Below are 15,224 nucleotides of genomic sequence, written 5' to 3' on the forward strand. Positions count from 1 at the left end.
GCTCTGGGCGTTCAGCGCGCGTAGCGCTGTACGAAGGCGCGCAGGATCCGGCTCGGGTGCGAGACAGATGTGGCCCGCACCGCACTGAGCGTCAGTTCAAGCTCGTCAGCCGCGAAGTAGCCGTGCTCTGCGTAGGCATGAATGCGAGTGGTGATGCCTTCGACATCGAGTTCTGGATGAAACTGCGTCGCGTACACGTTCTCGCCAACGCGGAACATCTGCACGGGGCACGTCGCCGACGAGACGAGCAGGGTTGCACTGTCGGGCAACTTCGAGATGGCCTCTTTGTGTCCCACGAACGCGCCGAAGGTAGACGGCATATCATGCAGCAATGGGTCGGCTGCTCCGGCGTCTGTCACGCTGAGTGAGACGACGCTGATGGGCTCGGAATAGGTGCGATCAATCGTGGCTCCGAGAAATGCGCCTACCGTGCCGACGCCGTAGCAGGCGCCGAGGAATGGAAAGTCCCGCGCAACAACTTCGGTGAGCACCGTGTGAAAGTCGGCTTCCACACGGTGTTGCACAGGCGACTTCTGGTCGGGGGGATCGGACGCGTTAAACGGTCCGCCACCGACGAAGATGCCCGAAAGCTCGTCGAGGTTCAGCTCGGGCATCGGCCCCGCCTCGAGTCGCACGCGGATGAGCTGTTCGGGCGCGAGTCCGGTGTAGCGAAGGAAGAGTTCGTACTCTTCGTCAGCCGGCAGATCCTCGGCGCGGGTGGCGAGCAGAACGAAAGGTTTCACACCTGCCATTATCTCGCGACCGGGCGAGCCTGCGGCGCCAGCTCACTATCGCTCCTGATGCCGAAGTCAAGTTCGAAGACAATGGTGTTGGCCGACGCTAGGCTCGGATCATGGCTATCGCACGATTGCACGGCGGCCCGCTCGACGGGCAGATTCTTCCCCTCGACGATCCCGCTATGGAACGGCTCATCGTCCCCTACAGCGAGACGCAGGTTGTTTACGCACGAAAAGGGCAACCCGAACATACCGGTCAGGGTGATGGGCCCACCGAGTCGGCGTTCTGGTTCGTCGAGTCGCAGGACGACATCGATCCAGACCCAGATGCCCCGCGTGACCGCCGCTGATTCCACAGCAGGTGCCGCTGCGCCGCGGCGGTCTGTCGAGGTAGAACTCAAATTCGACGCCGACACCGAAACGTCGTTGCCGAACTGGATCAGCGTGCCCGGCATCGCTTCCGTCGGCGCTGGTGAGGTGCGAGAGCTTGACGCCCGCTACCTCGACACCACCGAGTTTGCCCTCGCCTCCGCGGGCTTCGCGTTGCGTCGTCGCACGGGCGGAGGCGATGCCGGATGGCACATCAAGGGTCCGCGCGTCGGAAATGGCCGTGTCGAGTTGCACTGGCCGCTCGGCAGTGCCGGGGAGGTTCCGGCCCCGGCGCTCGAGGTGCTGGCCGACGTCACTCAAGATCCGCTATTGCCACTCGCCCGAATTCAGAACTCCCGCACCGCGTACGCACTACGCGATGCCGCCGGAGGCGTGCTCGCAGAGTTCGCCGACGATGTCGTCTCGACGCTCGATGAGCGCTCCGGGGTCGAGCGCTCGTGGCGCGAGTGGGAAGTGGAACTCGGTCCTGCCGCACCCGATGACGCCGAGTGGCGCGCAGCGTTCTTCGCTGCCGTCGAGACGGCGGTCATCTCCGCTGGCGGCAAGGCCGCAGCATCCGAATCAAAACTGGCTCGAGCTCTGGGCTACTGAGAATCCACCCAGGCGCACGAAGCAGCCCCGAGACTATTCAGTCCCGGGGCTGTTTCGTTGTTGTACGAATCACATATTGATCATGTGACCGGCGAGGCCGTGGAAGGCCTCTTGCACTGCTTCAGAAAGCGTCGGGTGGGTGTGCACGTTGCGTGCACCTTCGAGAGCGGTGAGGTCCCACTTCTGGGCCAGCGTCAGCTCTGGCAGAAGCTCTGATACGTCGGGGCCAATGAGGTGAGCACCAAGAAGCTCAAGGTGCTCGCCGTCGGCGATGAGCTTTACGAACCCGATCGGCTCGCCCAGGCCGTTTGCCTTGCCATTCGCCGAGAACGGAAACTTCGCTACCTTGACGTCGTAGCCCTCATCGCGGGCCTGCTGCTCGGTGAGGCCGAAAGAGGCTACCTGCGGCGAGCAGAACGTCGCACGGGGCATCATGCGGTAGTCGCCGAGCGCCATGGTCTCGGCCTTGCCGATGGTCTCAGCGGCTACAACACCCTGCGCTTCAGCGACGTGGGCGAGCTGCAGCTTCGCTGTGACATCGCCGATCGCGTAGATGTGCGGAACAGAGGTGTGCATGTAGTCATCGATTTCGATGGCGCCGCGTTCGGTCAGCTTCACACCGGTCTTTTCGAGACCGAAACCCTCGACGTTCGGTGCGAAGCCGATCGACATGAGAACCTTCGAGGCGTCGATCGACTGAGTGTCGCCGCCCGCGTTCGGTGTGTAAGTCACCGTGACATGGCTGCCGTGGTCGGTGACCGTCTCCACCTTCGTAGAGGTGAGCAGCTCAACGCCGTACTTCTTGTACTGGCGTGCGATCTCTTTCGACACGTCTGCGTCTTCGTTCGGAAGAGCGCGGTCTAGGTACTCGATGATCGTGACCTTGACGCCGTAGTTCACCAATACGAAAGCGAACTCCATGCCGATCGCGCCAGCACCGACGACGACGATCGATTCGGGCAGATCACGCGTCATGATCTGCTCTTCGTAGGTCACGACGTTGTCGCTCAGGGTGACGCCGGGGAGCAGCCGAACTGTCGAACCAGTAGAGATGATCGCGTTATCGAAGGTGAGCTCTTCGCTCGAACCATCTGCCTTTGCGACGGTCATGCCCTTGGGGCCGGTGAACGTTCCGCGTCCTTCGTACTCGGTGACCTTGTTCTTCTTCATCAAATAGTGGATGCCCTTGACGTGGGTCTCAGACACCTTGCGGCTGCGGTCCCACGCGGTGCCAAAGTCGAACGACACGTCGCCCGACATGCCGAAGAGCTCCGCTTTGTGGTTGAAGATGTGCGCGAGGTCGGCGTTGCGAAGAAGAGCCTTGGAGGGGATGCAGCCTACGTTCAGGCACACACCGCCCCAGTACTTCTCTTCGACGATCGCAACAGAAAGACCGAGCTGAGCGCTGCGGACCGCTGCGACATAGCCGCCGGGGCCCGCGCCAAGGATGACGACGTCGTAGTGAGGCATGACTAAAACCTTATCGTTTGGTAGTGGGGTCGGAATCAGCGAGAGACTTCTTCTGGCGCGAGCGTGATACGAGCAGGTAGATGACCGCACCAACAAGACCGAGAACGACGATGCCACCGACTATCCAGGGCCACACGGTCCCCGACGCGTCGTCAGCGTCCGCGGCTTCTGCAGTAGCGGTAGCAGAAGGCTCAGCGGTGGTTGCCGCGGTCGGTTCGACGATCGGCTCTTCGGTAGCAGTCGGCTCGGGCTCGGCGGTTTCGGTGGGGATGGGCGCGGTGACCGTAAAGGCATACTCGCCAGATATCGGGTGCCCATCGCTTGAGACAACCTTCCAGAGCACTGTCACTTCACCGATCGCCTCGCCTTCAATGGGCTGGATCAGCACGTTGTCGGTGACAGCAGGATCCGCAGCGACAAGCGAGATGCCCGACGCATCGGTGACCTCAATCTCAGAGGCTCCCTCTTCTTGCGAGATCGCGTCGCTGAAGGTCAGCCTCACCTCGCTTGGCAGCACATCGAGTGTCGCGTCTGCCGCGGGTTCGGAGCCGGTGAGCTCGTCGTGCGCGTGCGCTGGCGAGGCGAACATCAGCGTTGCGAATGCCAGGAGCATGGCTGCCAGAATGGCGAGCAGGCTTCGAGAGAGCACGGTCACTGATTTCGCTGAAGTACGCATCACCTCCAGGCTACGCCTGTCGACGAGGTTGCGATTGCGTGCGTCATACTTACTCGGTGCCCTGCCGCATCTCTCGTGGCTATGTGCTCGCCATGAATTCATGATCGCCAAGGATCTGGCCTCGTGTAGCGAGGGATCGATCGGCTAGGCTTGCACCTCAAAGGAGGACCCCGTGGAGGAATATCGCCGTCCTGACGATTCCAGTCGCCCGGTTGACGTCACGCAGACGTTTGGGCACGACTCGGATCTGTCATTTGTACCGTTCGGAAGTGAGCTGGGCGACGCTGAACTTGAAGCCATCGAGGCTCTTCCCTCCGGGGCGGCTCTGCTGATCGTTCGCTCCGGTCCTGCAGCCGGTGCTCGCTATCTGCTCGACACCGATGTGACCACCGTCGGACGCCATCCTGAAGCAGACATCTTTTTCGACGACGTCACCGTATCTCGGCGTCACGCGGAGATCACACGCACCAATACCGCCTTCGAGCTGGTTGACCAGCGTTCGCTGAACGGAACCTACGTCAACGGTGAGCGCGTCGATCGCGCGGCTCTCGTAAATGGCTCTGAAGTGCGAGTTGGAAAGTTCCGGCTCAACTTCTTCGGTTCGCCCGCTGACCTGCCACAGACACCCGAAGCCTGATGGCGGCTGCTTCTGCCCGCGAACGCGCTGCGTCGTCGGGCCTGCTCAGTATTGGGCAGGTGCTTGCGAGGCTGTCGCCAGAGTTCCCCTCGCTCACTTCGAGCAAGCTGCGCTTTCTCGAAGTGCAGGGAATCATCACCCCGCTTCGCACTGAATCTGGCTATCGAAAGTTCTCGCCGGATGACCTCGAGCGGCTGAGGCTTGCCCTCACCCTGCAACGGGATCACTACCTGCCGCTCTCGGTGATTCGGGAGTATCTGCAGGATGTGGATGCTGGGCGTGATCCCGTGACACCGGCATCCGTGCCGCCGCCATCTATTGTCCCCGCGCCGCGCCGTTACCGCCGGGAAGAGCTGTTGGCGGCCTCAGGGGCTGCTCCACAGTTGCTCAATGACGCGATCAGCACCGGCGTGCTGGGGGCAGACGTCTATACGGATCAGTCTGTCGCGCTCCTGCGTGCCCTCGTGGCGCTAGACCGCCATGGAATTGAGCCGCGACACATGCGCACACTGCGTCAAAGCGCGGAACGTGACGTGTCACTGATTGAATCCGCCCTCGCGCCTCTGCTGCGACGTACTGACTCGTCATCGCGCGGCCGAGCGGGGGAGTTGGCGCCTCAGCTGGCCCAGCAGCTCGAAGAGGTGCGCGCCATTTTCGTGCGCGCGGCGCTCGAACGACTTGTGGACTGAATCATCCGACACGCCGACCGCGCAGGTCGGATGTCATTGCCGCAGGCGTCTGCCTGTTCTACCGTGGGACTAACGAAGGCGGAGGGGGAACGCGCGTGAGCGATCGCGACAATGTAGACGGTGGTGCGTTCACTGCTGACCTCCTTTTCACCGACGGGCTTCCCGAGATGGACGACGAAGTCGGCTACCGCGGTGCCGTAGCAGCACGAGCAGCCGGCATAACGTACCGCCAGCTGGACTATTGGGCACGTACCGAACTCGTAGAGCCCACCGTGCGCGGCGCTAGTGGTTCTGGATCGCAGCGTCTCTACGGATTTCGAGACATTCTTGTCCTGAAACTCGTCAAGCGCCTTCTCGACACTGGAATCTCGCTTCAGCAGATTCGTACTGCAGTGGACCAGCTTCGGGCGTCAGGAATCCGCGATCTTGCCGGTACCACGCTCATGAGCGACGGCGCATCGGTCTACCTCTGCACCTCGAACGACGAGGTCATCGACCTGGTCAGTCGCGGGCAGGGCGTGTTTGGCATCGCCGTCGGCAAAGTGCTGCGCGAAGTGGAATCCACTCTTGTGGACTTCGACCCGCAACTGCCCGATGCAGCTGATGAGCTTGCCGCACGCCGCGCTGCACGCTCAGCCTGAGATACCTCTGCGATAGTGCCTGACGTACCTCTGCGGTAACAAGAGCCTCAACGCTTCATTGCCCCGACAGGTGGCGCTGAGCGAGCTACGTGGGTGTTTCGTTGGGCACCGGCACGCGCCCGGTGCGAATGATGCGGTCAAGCAGCGCATCGAAGTCAGCCGCGAGTTCCTGCGCTGAATCGCCAGGCCAGATGTGCAGCGGCTTGGCGGCGCCCTGTGCCTGTTGCAACGAGGTGCGTTCGGGCAGCTGAGGACTCAGCACCAAGGGTCCGAACATATCGCGCAGCTCTTTGATTCGGAACTGGTGTTCGATCGACTGCGGGCGAACACGGTTCACCACGATGCCCAGAGGCTGAAGGCGGGGAGAGAGGCCGCGACGGATCTCTTCGATTGCGCGAAGCGCACGGTCGGCTGCCGCAACCGAGAACAGGCCCGGTTCGGTGACGACGATCACGCGGTCGCTGGCAGCCCATGCAGTTCGGGTGAGCGCGTTGAGAGACGGGGCGCAGTCCACCAGCACCAGGTCGTAGTCGGCCTCAATGGTGGCGAGTGCTTCTTCGAGCTTCCAGACGTCTCTCACACTCGGGTGAGGGCCGTCGAAGTTGATCGCAGAAGGACTGCCGATCATCACGTCGATCGTGCCAGGGTGAACCTTCGCCCAACCACTCGACGTAATCGCTTGCCGAACGACCTTGTCTTTCGGATTCGCCAACACATCGGCGATGTTCAAGCGACCTGCCACCTGAATATCCAGCCCCGTAGAGACGTCGGACTGCGGGTCGAGGTCGACGACGAGCGTACGGACACCTCGGGCGAAAGCCGCCGATGCGAGTCCGAGAGTTACGGTCGTTTTGCCGACTCCACCCTTAAGCGAGCTGACGGAGAGGACGTGCACAAGGCTCTACGTTACAGTCCTCTAGGCTGAGAACGCACTCAGGTCCGCCAGCATTGCCGCCCTCGGAGGTCGAATGTTCCGTAAGATCCTCGTCGCTAACCGTGGAGAGATCGCTATTCGCGCTTTCCGCGCTGCCTACGAATTGGGTGCGCGCACAGTCGCCGTGTATCCACACGAAGACCGAAGCTCGCTGCATCGCCTCAAGGCAGACGAGGCATATCTGATCGGTGAGGTTGGTCATCCGGTCCGCGCGTACCTGAGCGTGGATGAGATCATTCGCGTCGCGCGCGAAGCTGGCGCCGATGCCATCTATCCGGGCTATGGGTTCCTCTCAGAGAACCCTGAGCTCGCGGAGCAGGCCGCAGCTCACGGCATCGCCTTCATCGGTCCGCCGGCATCGGTGCTTGAGATGGCCGGAAACAAGGTGACCGCCAAGCACCATGCGATCGCGGCCGGTGTGCCGGTGCTTCGCTCGACCGAGGCATCCGACGATGTCGATGCTCTGCTCGCGCAGGCCGAAGACATCGGATTTCCGCTCTTTGCGAAGGCGGTTGCCGGTGGTGGCGGCCGTGGAATGCGGCGCGTAGACACCGCTGATGAGCTGGCCCCTGCGCTGGCGGAAGCCATGCGAGAGGCGGGCAGCGCGTTCGGCGACGCCCGCATGTTCCTTGAGCAGGCAGTGCAGCGCCCGCGCCACGTGGAGGTGCAGATCCTGGCAGACACCGCTGGCAACACCGTGCATCTCTTCGAGCGCGATTGTTCTGTGCAGCGTCGTCATCAGAAAGTCATCGAGATCGCGCCCGCGCCGAACCTCGAGCCCGAGGTACGTGATGCGCTGCACTCGTATGCCATCGCGTTCGCCGAGTCGATCGGCTATCAGAACGCGGGAACCGTGGAGTTCTTGCTTGAAACTGCCGGACCTCGCACTGGCGAAGTCGTCTTCATCGAGATGAACCCTCGAATTCAGGTAGAGCACACGGTGACCGAGGAAGTCACAGACGTCGACCTTGTGCAGTCTCAGATGCGTATCGCTGCCGGTCAGACCCTGCCCGAGCTCGGACTTGAACAAGATCAGATCCAGCTGCGCGGCGCGGCGCTGCAGTGCCGTATTACGACAGAGGATCCCACCCAGGGCTTCCGTCCGGACACAGGAAAGATCACCACCTACCGTTCACCGGGCGGAGCGGGTATTCGACTCGACGGTGGCACGACAGCCGCCGGCGCCCAGATCTCGCCTCACTTCGACTCGATGCTCTCGAAGCTCACGTGCCGTGGTCGTGACTTCGGCGCCGCAGTGCTTCGCGCTCGGCGGGCGCTGGCGGAGTTCCGCATTCGTGGCGTGTCGACGAACATTCCGTTCCTGCAAGCAGTGCTCGACGACCCGGCATTCGTGTCGGGGGATATCGCCACGTCGTTCATCGACGAGCGCCCGCATCTGCTCAAGGGCCGCGAGTCGAAAGACCGCGGAACCAAGGTGCTCAGCTGGCTGGTTGACACGACAGTCAACAAGCCGAATGGCGACAACCCGCTTTCCATCGAGCCGCGGGTGAAGCTTCCTGAGCTCGATCTCACCGCTGCGGCTCCTGCCGGCTCGCGACAGCGGCTGCTCGAACTTGGCCCGGCAGGCTTCGCGAGATCGCTGCGTGAGCAGACCGCCCTGGCCGTAACGGAAACCACTTTCCGAGACGCGCACCAGTCGCTGCTCGCGACGCGCGTTCGCACGAAAGATCTCGCCACGGTTGCACCGTATGTCTCACGGCTCACTCCCGAGCTGCTGTCCGTCGAGGCGTGGGGCGGCGCTACCTACGATGTTGCGCTGCGATTCCTCGGTGAAGACCCGTGGGAGCGCCTTGATCGACTTCGCGCGGAGCTGCCGAACATTGCGATCCAGATGTTGCTTCGCGGTCGCAACACCGTCGGCTACACCCCGTACCCGACCGAGGTCACCGACGCCTTTGTGCAAGAGGCTGCGGCGAGCGGGATTGACATCTTCCGTATCTTCGACGCCCTCAATGACGTGGCGCAGATGCGTCCCGCCATCGATGCCGTGCTGGCATCGGGGACCGCTGTTGCCGAGGTCGCGCTCTGCTATACCGGCGACCTGCTCAATCCCGCCGAAGATCTCTACACGCTCGACTACTACCTCGGTCTTGCTGAGCAGATCGTCGACGCTGGCGCGCACGTTCTCGCGATCAAAGACATGGCAGGGCTGCTGCGGCCCGCTGCGGCATCCCGTCTCGTGAGCGCCCTTCGCGATCGTTTCGACGTGCCGGTGCATGTGCATACGCACGACACTGCCGGTGGCCAGTTGGCCACCCTTCTTGCCGCGAGCGCTGCCGGAGCCGATGCAGTGGATGCTGCGGCTGCGCCGATGTCAGGCACGACGAGTCAGCCGTCACTGTCGGCGCTCGTTGCTTCTCTCGCGCACACCGAGCGCGACACCGGCATCGATCTTGATGCGGTATCGAGCCTCGAACCGTACTGGGAAGCGATGCGCCACATGTACCGTCCGTTCGAGTCGGGCTTGCCTGGTCCCACCGGTCGGGTCTACCACCACGAGATTCCCGGTGGTCAGCTGTCGAACCTGCGACAGCAGGCGATCGCCCTGGGACTCGAGGAGGACTTCGAGCTGATTGAAGACATGTATGCGGCGGCCAACAACATCTTGGGTCGCGTACCGAAGGTGACGCCCTCGTCCAAGGTGGTGGGTGACCTCGCTCTGCACCTCGCCGCTGTCAAGGCCGATCCTGCTGACTTTGCCGAGAACCCGCAGAACTACGACATCCCTGACTCGGTCGTTGGCTTCATGGCTGGCGAGCTGGGAGACCTCCCGGGCGGTTGGCCTGAGCCGTTCCGCACGAAGGTCCTGGCGGGACGCGACATCTCGATCGAAGTGAAGCCAATCAGCGAAGCCGATGGCGCCGCGCTTGGCGCAGACTCGCTCTCACGTCGTGACGCGCTCAACCGTCTGCTGTTCCCTGCTCCGACACGTGAGTTCACTGCAATGCGTGAGCTGTTCGGCGACCTCAGCGTGCTCGACACCACCGACTACCTCTACGGTCTCGTTCAAGGCTCAGAGCATGTCGTCGAGATCGAACGCGGCGTGCAGCTGTTTGTCGGGCTTGAGGCCATTGGCGAGGCTGACGACAAGGGGATGCGCACGGTGATGACCACGCTCAATGGCCAACTTCGACCCGTGTTCGCGCGGGATCGCAGCATCACCGTGGAGGCGCGGCAGGCAGAGCGTGCCGATACCTCCAAGCCGGGTCAGATCGCGGCGCCGTTCTCGGGAGTGGTGACGCTCAAGCTAGAGCCGGGCGCGACTGTTGCCGCGGGCTCTCCGGTTGCCTCCATCGAGGCGATGAAGATGGAAGCTGCGATCACCTCTCCCATCGACGGCGTCATCGAGCGGCTCGCGATCGGCTCGCCTCAGCAGGTGGAAGCGGGCGACCTTTTGGTCGTAGTGCGCCCCGCCCAGTAATCTGGAGGATGGCCCCAGATCTATACCGCCGCAGGAGAAGTGACTAGTGACGCCCGAACGCACCGAACACACGCCCGATGACGCTGAGCACGGCGTGCTGTCCGACTCTGGAAGCCTCGACACCTCGGGTCTTGGCATTCTCGGTGGCGGCACCGCTCAGGTGAACGTCGCAATGCCTGCCGCAAACGACGACGACGACTTCGTCGACGACGAGGCGAGCATTGCTAACCGCCCAGAGCAGCGATCTGCAGCCTCAGCAGAAGAGGCTGCTCGGGCCAAGGCATTCGACGCCTTCTTGTCTCAGCCGGTTGAGCCCGAGATCGCCGAGCCAGCTGCCGGCGAAACGTCGGTAGCCGCCGAGGAGACCGGCGACGTCGAAAACACTGTCGCCGATAGCGATGATGACGACCCGCGCAGCCAGATCGAAGACGCGGATGTGTTCTCGACCGAGATTGAGTCAGAACGATCAGCGCTCGTTGCCCCCGCGCCGGTCACGCTCACCTCGAAGCGTCTGGGCGAGATCGAGGCCGACCGCGAGACAGCAGATCTGCTTACCGCGGATCGATTGCTAGACCCTAGCCATGTCATTCGCTCAGAGCCTGAAGGTGCGTGGCAGCACCTCGTCTATTCGCTCTCGCTTCGCCGGATCAACCTCGGTGACAGCAAGCGCGCGAAAGCTCGCAAAGAGCTGGACCGTCGCATCGCTGCGCCGCTTGCAGGCGGCGCTCGCTTTGTTCCGGTGCTGTCGCGAAAAGGTGGTGTCGGCAAGACCACAGTGACCACTCTTTTGGGAATGGCCCTGGCCGACGCTCGTGACGATCGCGTGATCGCGATCGATGCAAACCCCGACAGGGGCACGCTCTCAGATCGTATTTCTCGCCCCGGTGGCAAGACCGTGCGAGATCTCGTGCGCATGAGCGGCGAGGTTGTGGGGTTCAACGACCTTTCAGCGATGGTCGCTCGCGATGAGACCCGTCTTGACGTGGTGGCGTCCGACGCCGATCCGAGTGTTTCAGAGGCGTTCAGCGACACCGACTATCGTGACGTGGCCAGGCTCGCTGCTCACTACTACTCGCTCGTGCTGACCGACACAGGTACCGGGATCGTGCACTCCGTGATGGAAGCGACGTTGCAAGCGGCTGATCAACTCGTCGTTGTGGCAGGTTTGAGCGTTGACGAAGCACGCTTGGCGTCAGAGACCCTGACGTGGCTCGAGACCAACGGCTATTCGTCTCAGGTGCGCAACGCAGTGGTGGTCATCAACAGCGCACGCCCCGGTTCACCGGTGGTGCAGCTCGACCAGCTGGAGTCGCACTTCAAGACGCGCGTGCGCGCGGTGTTGCGAATGCCCTACGACCCACACATCGCCGCGGGCAGCGCGATCACCTTCCGTGATCTCGAGCCCGAAACTCGGCGCGCGGCACGTGAACTCGCCGCGACTGTTGTCGAGGGCTTGCGTTCGCTCGCCTCGGCAGCGTAGTCGCTATGGCTGTTCGTGCCATCCGGGTGTTCGGCGACCCCGTTCTGAAGTCCGCGTGTGCGCCGATCGAAACCATCGACGCGGGTGTGAGAGCGCTCGTTCAAGATCTGATCGACACGGTAGAGCTGCCGGGGCGAGCTGGCGTCGCTGCTCCCCAGATCGGCGTCGGTCTTCGCGCCTTCAGCTACAACATCGATGGCGACATCGGCTACGTGCTCAATCCCGTGCTCGTTGCTGTGTCGGGAGAGCTTCAGCCGATCGGGGAAGGCTGTTTGTCAGTGCCAGGTCTCTGGCACGACACACCGCGCTATCCCTGGGCGAAAGTTGTCGGCATTGACGTCGATGGCAATGAGGTGGTGCTCGAGGGCGACGGGTTGATGGCTCAGGCGCTTCAACACGAGACCGACCACCTCGATGGCACGCTGTATCTTGACAAGCTCGAGCCCGCGAATCGTCGAATCGCGATGCGCGAGGTTCGCGAATCCGACTGGTTCTGAGCCGCTCCACTCACGCTGCTGGCGCGCCGCAGCCGACGCGCAGCACGCGCGAACAAGCCCCAGACCGCGGTTGGTCTGGGGCTTGTTCTGCTTTGCAAGCGAGCGCTACGAGAGTGAGACGTTTGTCGTGTTGACAGGCACGTCGTAAATGTCTGCGATTTCATCGGCAAAGTCATCCATGATGACGTTGCGCTTGATGCTCATCTTCGGTGTGAGGTGCCCACTGCCCTCGGTCCACTCGGTAGAAAGGATCGTGAACTTGCGGATCGACTCGGCACGCGAAACTTTGGCGTTGGCGATGTCAATTGCTCGCTGCACCTCGGCACGCACCGCGGGATCCTTCGCGGCCTGCTCGAGGCTCATATCTGCGGGCTTGCCGTTGTTACCCAACCAGGTCGGCAGCATCTCGGAATCAAGGGTGATCAGAGCACCGATGAAAGGCTTCTGGTCGCCGACGACGACAACCTGGCCCACGATCGGGTTGGCACGAATCGGGTCTTCGAGAGCCGCAGGAGCGACGTTCTTGCCGCCAGCGGTGACGATGATCTCTTTCTTGCGTCCGGTGATCGTGAGGAAGCCCTCATCGTCGAATGAGCCGATGTCGCCCGTCTTGAACCACTCGCCGTCGAACGTCTCGGCGGTGGCCTCAGGGTTCTGCCAGTACTCCTTGAAGACGTTGATGCCGCGCACCTGAATCTCGTCATCTTCGCCCAACCGAACAGCGACACCGGGAAGAACGGGACCGACAGTGCCGATCTTGGACTTCGTGGCGAGGTTGACTGTCGCCGGCGCTGTCGTCTCGGTGAGGCCATAGCCTTCGAGAATCGTCACGCCCAGGCTGTGGAAGAAGTGGCCCAGACGGGGGCCCAGGGGCGCCGAACCCGATACTGCGTGCTTGATGTTGCCGCCCATGGCTTCGCGCAGCTTGCTGTAGACAAGCTTGTCGAACAGAGCGAACTTGATCTTCAGTCCGAGCGAGATCTTCTTTCCGTCCTGCAGACGGGTCGAGTGCTCGACTGCTGCGGCGGCGGCAGCGCGGAAGATCTTGCCCTTGCCGCCGGCTTCGGCCTTCTGCTCTGCAGAGTTGTAGACCTTCTCGAAAACGCGGGGTACCGCCAGCAGATAGCTGGGCTTGAACGAGCCGAGCGCCGGCAGAAGCTGCTTCGTGTCTGGCTGGTGTCCGGTTTTGACTCCGGCTTCGACGTTCAGCAATGAGATGAAGCGCGCGAAGATGTGCGCAGTCGTGATGAAGAGCAGTGTGGATGCTCCGGGTTCAGCGACAACTTCACTCAAAGCGCGGTGCGAGTTGCGCGTGAGTTCGACGAAGTTCGAGTGCGTGAGCACGCAGCCCTTCGGGCGACCGGTCGACCCTGAGGTGTAGATCAGAGTGGCGATATCGGAACCATTGGCGATCGTGCGTCGGCGCTCGATCTCGTCATCGGTGACGTCAGTGCCCGCTGCGGTGAGGGTATTGAGGTCATCGGTGTGCATGTTCCACACATTGCGTACGAGAGTGAGCTCGTCGCGAACGGACTCGACGCGCTCGGTGTGGTCGGGAAGCTCGGCAATGACGCCGACTGCACCCGAGTTGTTGAGAATCCAGCTGATCTGCGCGGGGGAGCTGGTTTCGTAGACGGGCACCATCACAGCACCTGCGAAGAAGAGCGCGAAATCGACCAGCGTCCACTCGTAGGTCGTGCGCGCGATGAAGCCGATCTTGTCGCCGGGCTCGATACCAGCGGCGGCGAACCCCTTTGCGAGAGCGACCACCTGCTTGTGGAACTCTGCGGTAGAGATATCGCGCCAGCCTTCGCCGTCAGGAACGGCGAACAACGCGAGGTTTGGAGTCTTCTTCAGGCGATCTACGAGCAGGTCTGTAACATTTGCCTGCGGATCGGCGGGGACAATTGCGGGAACTTCGAACTGAACCACGGCAGCTCCTTCGGTACCGGTATGAGTTTCGGGCATTGGTGCGGGTCCAAGTCTAATCGGACGGTGGCGCAGCGCATGACTATTCGCGTCGAAGCCCTAGTTGTGCCGTCGGGGAGCGTAGATAGACTTCAACTCGCCGTCGCGAGTGCGATGGCCGGAAGGGAATGCGGTGCTAAAGGTCGGTATCGACATTGGTGGAACGAAGATTGCTGGAGGGGTGGTCGACGAACACGGCCGCATTCTCGAGAAGCTGCGGGTAGACACACCGGCCGATACCGCCAACCTCGCTGATGCCGTGGGCGACATGGTTCGCCACTTCGCTGCCGCGCATGACATCAAGGCTGTGGGGGTCGCTGCCGCAGGCTTCATCGACCGCGACCGAGCGATTGTCATTCACGCGCCCAACATCGCCTGGCGCAATGAGCCGTTGAAAGCTTCGCTGGAATCGCGCATCGACATGCCGGTCTTCATCGAGAATGACGCCAATGCCGCAGGCTGGGCGGAGTTCCGCTTCGGGGCTGGACGCGACGTCAGCCACATGGTCATGCTGACAATGGGCACCGGGGTGGGCGGCGCAATCGTGATCGACGGCGAGCTTTTCCGTGGCGGACACGGCATCGGCGCTGAGCTTGGCCATACGCGTTTCGTTCGAGACGGTCTGTTGTGCGGTTGCGGACAGAACGGATGCCTCGAAAAGTATGCGTCCGGCCGCGCGCTGCAACGTGAAGCCAATTCCATTGCCGATCAGCACGAGATCGGCAGTGCACTCGCGGCGATCCGAGCTGAAAAGGGCACGATCTCTGGCCCAGCCATCTCTCGACTCGTTCTCGCGGGCGACGCGGGAGCCACCGAAGCACTGCGCCGTGTCGCGACAGCATTGGGCGAAGCCTGCGGCGGGTTTCAGGCGGTTCTCGATCCCGAGCTGTTCGTGATCGGCGGGGGAGTTGCCCAACTTGGCGACAATCTCTTGGCGCCCGTGAAACGTGCCTATGAGACCTCGCTGCCCGGCTATGGGGACCGTCCGGTTGCCGAATTTGCGATCGCGAAACTCGTGAACGATGCCGGGCTCATCGGCGCCGCGGATCTGGCGCTGGCCGAGGGCTGATTG

General features: G+C 62.5%; 14 protein-coding genes. 9 read left to right on the forward strand and 5 right to left on the reverse strand.

All coding sequences use genetic code 11. The annotated features are described in order from the left end of the window. Nucleotides 1–11 precede the first annotated feature (11 nt). Nucleotides 12–743, reverse strand: a complete 732-nt coding sequence (locus WDU96_RS06565) for a glutamine amidotransferase (protein ID WP_337337708.1) — start codon at nt 741–743, stop codon at nt 12–14. Nucleotides 744–853: 110 nt separating this feature from the next. On the opposite strand from WDU96_RS06565, the gene WDU96_RS06570 reads away from it, so the two are divergent. Further along, nucleotides 854–1,087 (forward strand): response regulator, encoded by a 234-nt coding sequence (locus tag WDU96_RS06570; RefSeq protein WP_337337709.1) that lies wholly within the window; start codon nt 854–856, stop codon nt 1,085–1,087. Next, nucleotides 1,065–1,718 (forward strand): CYTH domain-containing protein, encoded by a 654-nt coding sequence (locus WDU96_RS06575; RefSeq protein WP_420063941.1) that lies wholly within the window; start codon nt 1,065–1,067, stop codon nt 1,716–1,718. Before WDU96_RS06570 ends, WDU96_RS06575 begins: the two co-directional genes overlap by 23 nt. 69 nt (nt 1,719–1,787) lie before the next feature. On the opposite strand, the gene lpdA is transcribed toward WDU96_RS06575, so the two are convergent. Together lpdA and WDU96_RS06585 are read right to left on the reverse strand one after the other, a co-directional pair. Beyond that, entirely contained in the window at nt 1,788–3,188 is a 1,401-nt protein-coding gene (gene lpdA, locus WDU96_RS06580; RefSeq protein ID WP_337337711.1) for a dihydrolipoyl dehydrogenase, read from the reverse strand. Nucleotides 3,189–3,198: 10 nt separating this feature from the next. Further along, complete coding sequence (locus tag WDU96_RS06585) at nt 3,199–3,864, reverse strand: copper resistance CopC family protein (RefSeq protein WP_337337712.1); 666 nt, start codon at nt 3,862–3,864, stop codon at nt 3,199–3,201. A gap of 172 nt (nt 3,865–4,036) precedes the next feature. On the opposite strand from WDU96_RS06585, the gene WDU96_RS06590 reads away from it, so the two are divergent. The 3 genes from WDU96_RS06590 to WDU96_RS06600 all read left to right on the forward strand — a co-directional run bounded on the left by WDU96_RS06590 (nt 4,037) and on the right by WDU96_RS06600 (nt 5,831). Continuing rightward, nucleotides 4,037–4,501 (forward strand): FHA domain-containing protein, encoded by a 465-nt coding sequence (locus WDU96_RS06590; protein WP_337337713.1) that lies wholly within the window; start codon nt 4,037–4,039, stop codon nt 4,499–4,501. Continuing rightward, nucleotides 4,501–5,190 (forward strand): transcriptional regulator FtsR, encoded by a 690-nt coding sequence (gene ftsR, locus WDU96_RS06595; RefSeq protein WP_337337714.1) that lies wholly within the window; start codon nt 4,501–4,503, stop codon nt 5,188–5,190. The genes WDU96_RS06590 and ftsR overlap by 1 nt, the downstream gene beginning before the upstream one ends. Before the next feature lie 95 nt (nt 5,191–5,285). Beyond that, the gene (locus tag WDU96_RS06600; RefSeq protein WP_337337715.1) at nt 5,286–5,831 is read left to right on the forward strand and encodes a MerR family transcriptional regulator; all 546 of its coding nucleotides are present in this window, start codon (nt 5,286–5,288) and stop codon (nt 5,829–5,831) included. 85 nt (nt 5,832–5,916) lie between these two features. On the opposite strand, the gene WDU96_RS06605 is transcribed toward WDU96_RS06600, so the two are convergent. Continuing rightward, a complete protein-coding gene (locus WDU96_RS06605; RefSeq protein WP_337337716.1) occupies nt 5,917–6,726 on the reverse strand; it encodes a ParA family protein in 810 nt (269 codons plus the stop codon). A 73-nt stretch (nt 6,727–6,799) separates the two neighbouring features. Here WDU96_RS06605 and WDU96_RS06610 point away from each other — a divergent pair, with 73 nt between their 5' ends. The 3 genes from WDU96_RS06610 to def are packed head-to-tail and all read left to right on the forward strand — an operon-like array spanning nt 6,800 to nt 12,184. Further along, nucleotides 6,800–10,207: a pyruvate carboxylase gene (locus WDU96_RS06610; protein ID WP_337337717.1), complete on the forward strand. Its 3,408-nt coding sequence runs from the start codon at nt 6,800–6,802 to the stop codon at nt 10,205–10,207. Between the two features lie 46 nt (nt 10,208–10,253). Next, the gene (locus WDU96_RS06615; RefSeq protein WP_337337718.1) at nt 10,254–11,687 is read left to right on the forward strand and encodes a MinD/ParA family ATP-binding protein; all 1,434 of its coding nucleotides are present in this window, start codon (nt 10,254–10,256) and stop codon (nt 11,685–11,687) included. Between the two features lie 5 nt (nt 11,688–11,692). After that, a complete protein-coding gene (def, locus tag WDU96_RS06620) occupies nt 11,693–12,184 on the forward strand; it encodes a peptide deformylase (protein ID WP_337337719.1) in 492 nt (163 codons plus the stop codon). Nucleotides 12,185–12,289: 105 nt separating this feature from the next. On the opposite strand, the gene WDU96_RS06625 is transcribed toward def, so the two are convergent. Further along, complete coding sequence (locus WDU96_RS06625) at nt 12,290–14,152, reverse strand: AMP-dependent synthetase/ligase (protein WP_337337720.1); 1,863 nt, start codon at nt 14,150–14,152, stop codon at nt 12,290–12,292. 133 nt (nt 14,153–14,285) lie between these two features. Here WDU96_RS06625 and WDU96_RS06630 point away from each other — a divergent pair, with 133 nt between their 5' ends. Further along, nucleotides 14,286–15,221, forward strand: coding sequence for an ROK family glucokinase (locus WDU96_RS06630; RefSeq protein ID WP_337337721.1), 936 nt, complete (start codon nt 14,286–14,288; stop codon nt 15,219–15,221). Nucleotides 15,222–15,224 lie beyond the last annotated feature (3 nt).

Origin of the sequence: Microbacterium marmarense (assembly GCF_037204165.1) — a bacterium.
GTDB lineage: Bacteria > Actinomycetota > Actinomycetes > Actinomycetales > Microbacteriaceae > Microbacterium > Microbacterium marmarense.

Bases quoted from the DNA above. Each gene is read 5' to 3' on its own strand.
- WDU96_RS06570 (WP_337337709.1), top strand. From the start codon at position 854: ATGGCTATCGCACGATTGCACGGCGGCCCGCTCGACGGGCAGATTCTT.
- WDU96_RS06575 (WP_420063941.1), top strand. From the start codon at position 1,065: ATGCCCCGCGTGACCGCCGCTGATTCCACAGCAGGTGCCGCTGCGCCG.
- lpdA (WP_337337711.1), bottom strand. From the start codon at position 3,188: ATGCCTCACTACGACGTCGTCATCCTTGGCGCGGGCCCCGGCGGCTAT.
- WDU96_RS06585 (WP_337337712.1), bottom strand. From the start codon at position 3,864: ATGCGTACTTCAGCGAAATCAGTGACCGTGCTCTCTCGAAGCCTGCTC.
- ftsR (WP_337337714.1), top strand. From the start codon at position 4,501: ATGGCGGCTGCTTCTGCCCGCGAACGCGCTGCGTCGTCGGGCCTGCTC.
- WDU96_RS06610 (WP_337337717.1), top strand. From the start codon at position 6,800: ATGTTCCGTAAGATCCTCGTCGCTAACCGTGGAGAGATCGCTATTCGC.
- def (WP_337337719.1), top strand. From the start codon at position 11,693: ATGGCTGTTCGTGCCATCCGGGTGTTCGGCGACCCCGTTCTGAAGTCC.
- WDU96_RS06625 (WP_337337720.1), bottom strand. From the start codon at position 14,152: ATGCCCGAAACTCATACCGGTACCGAAGGAGCTGCCGTGGTTCAGTTC.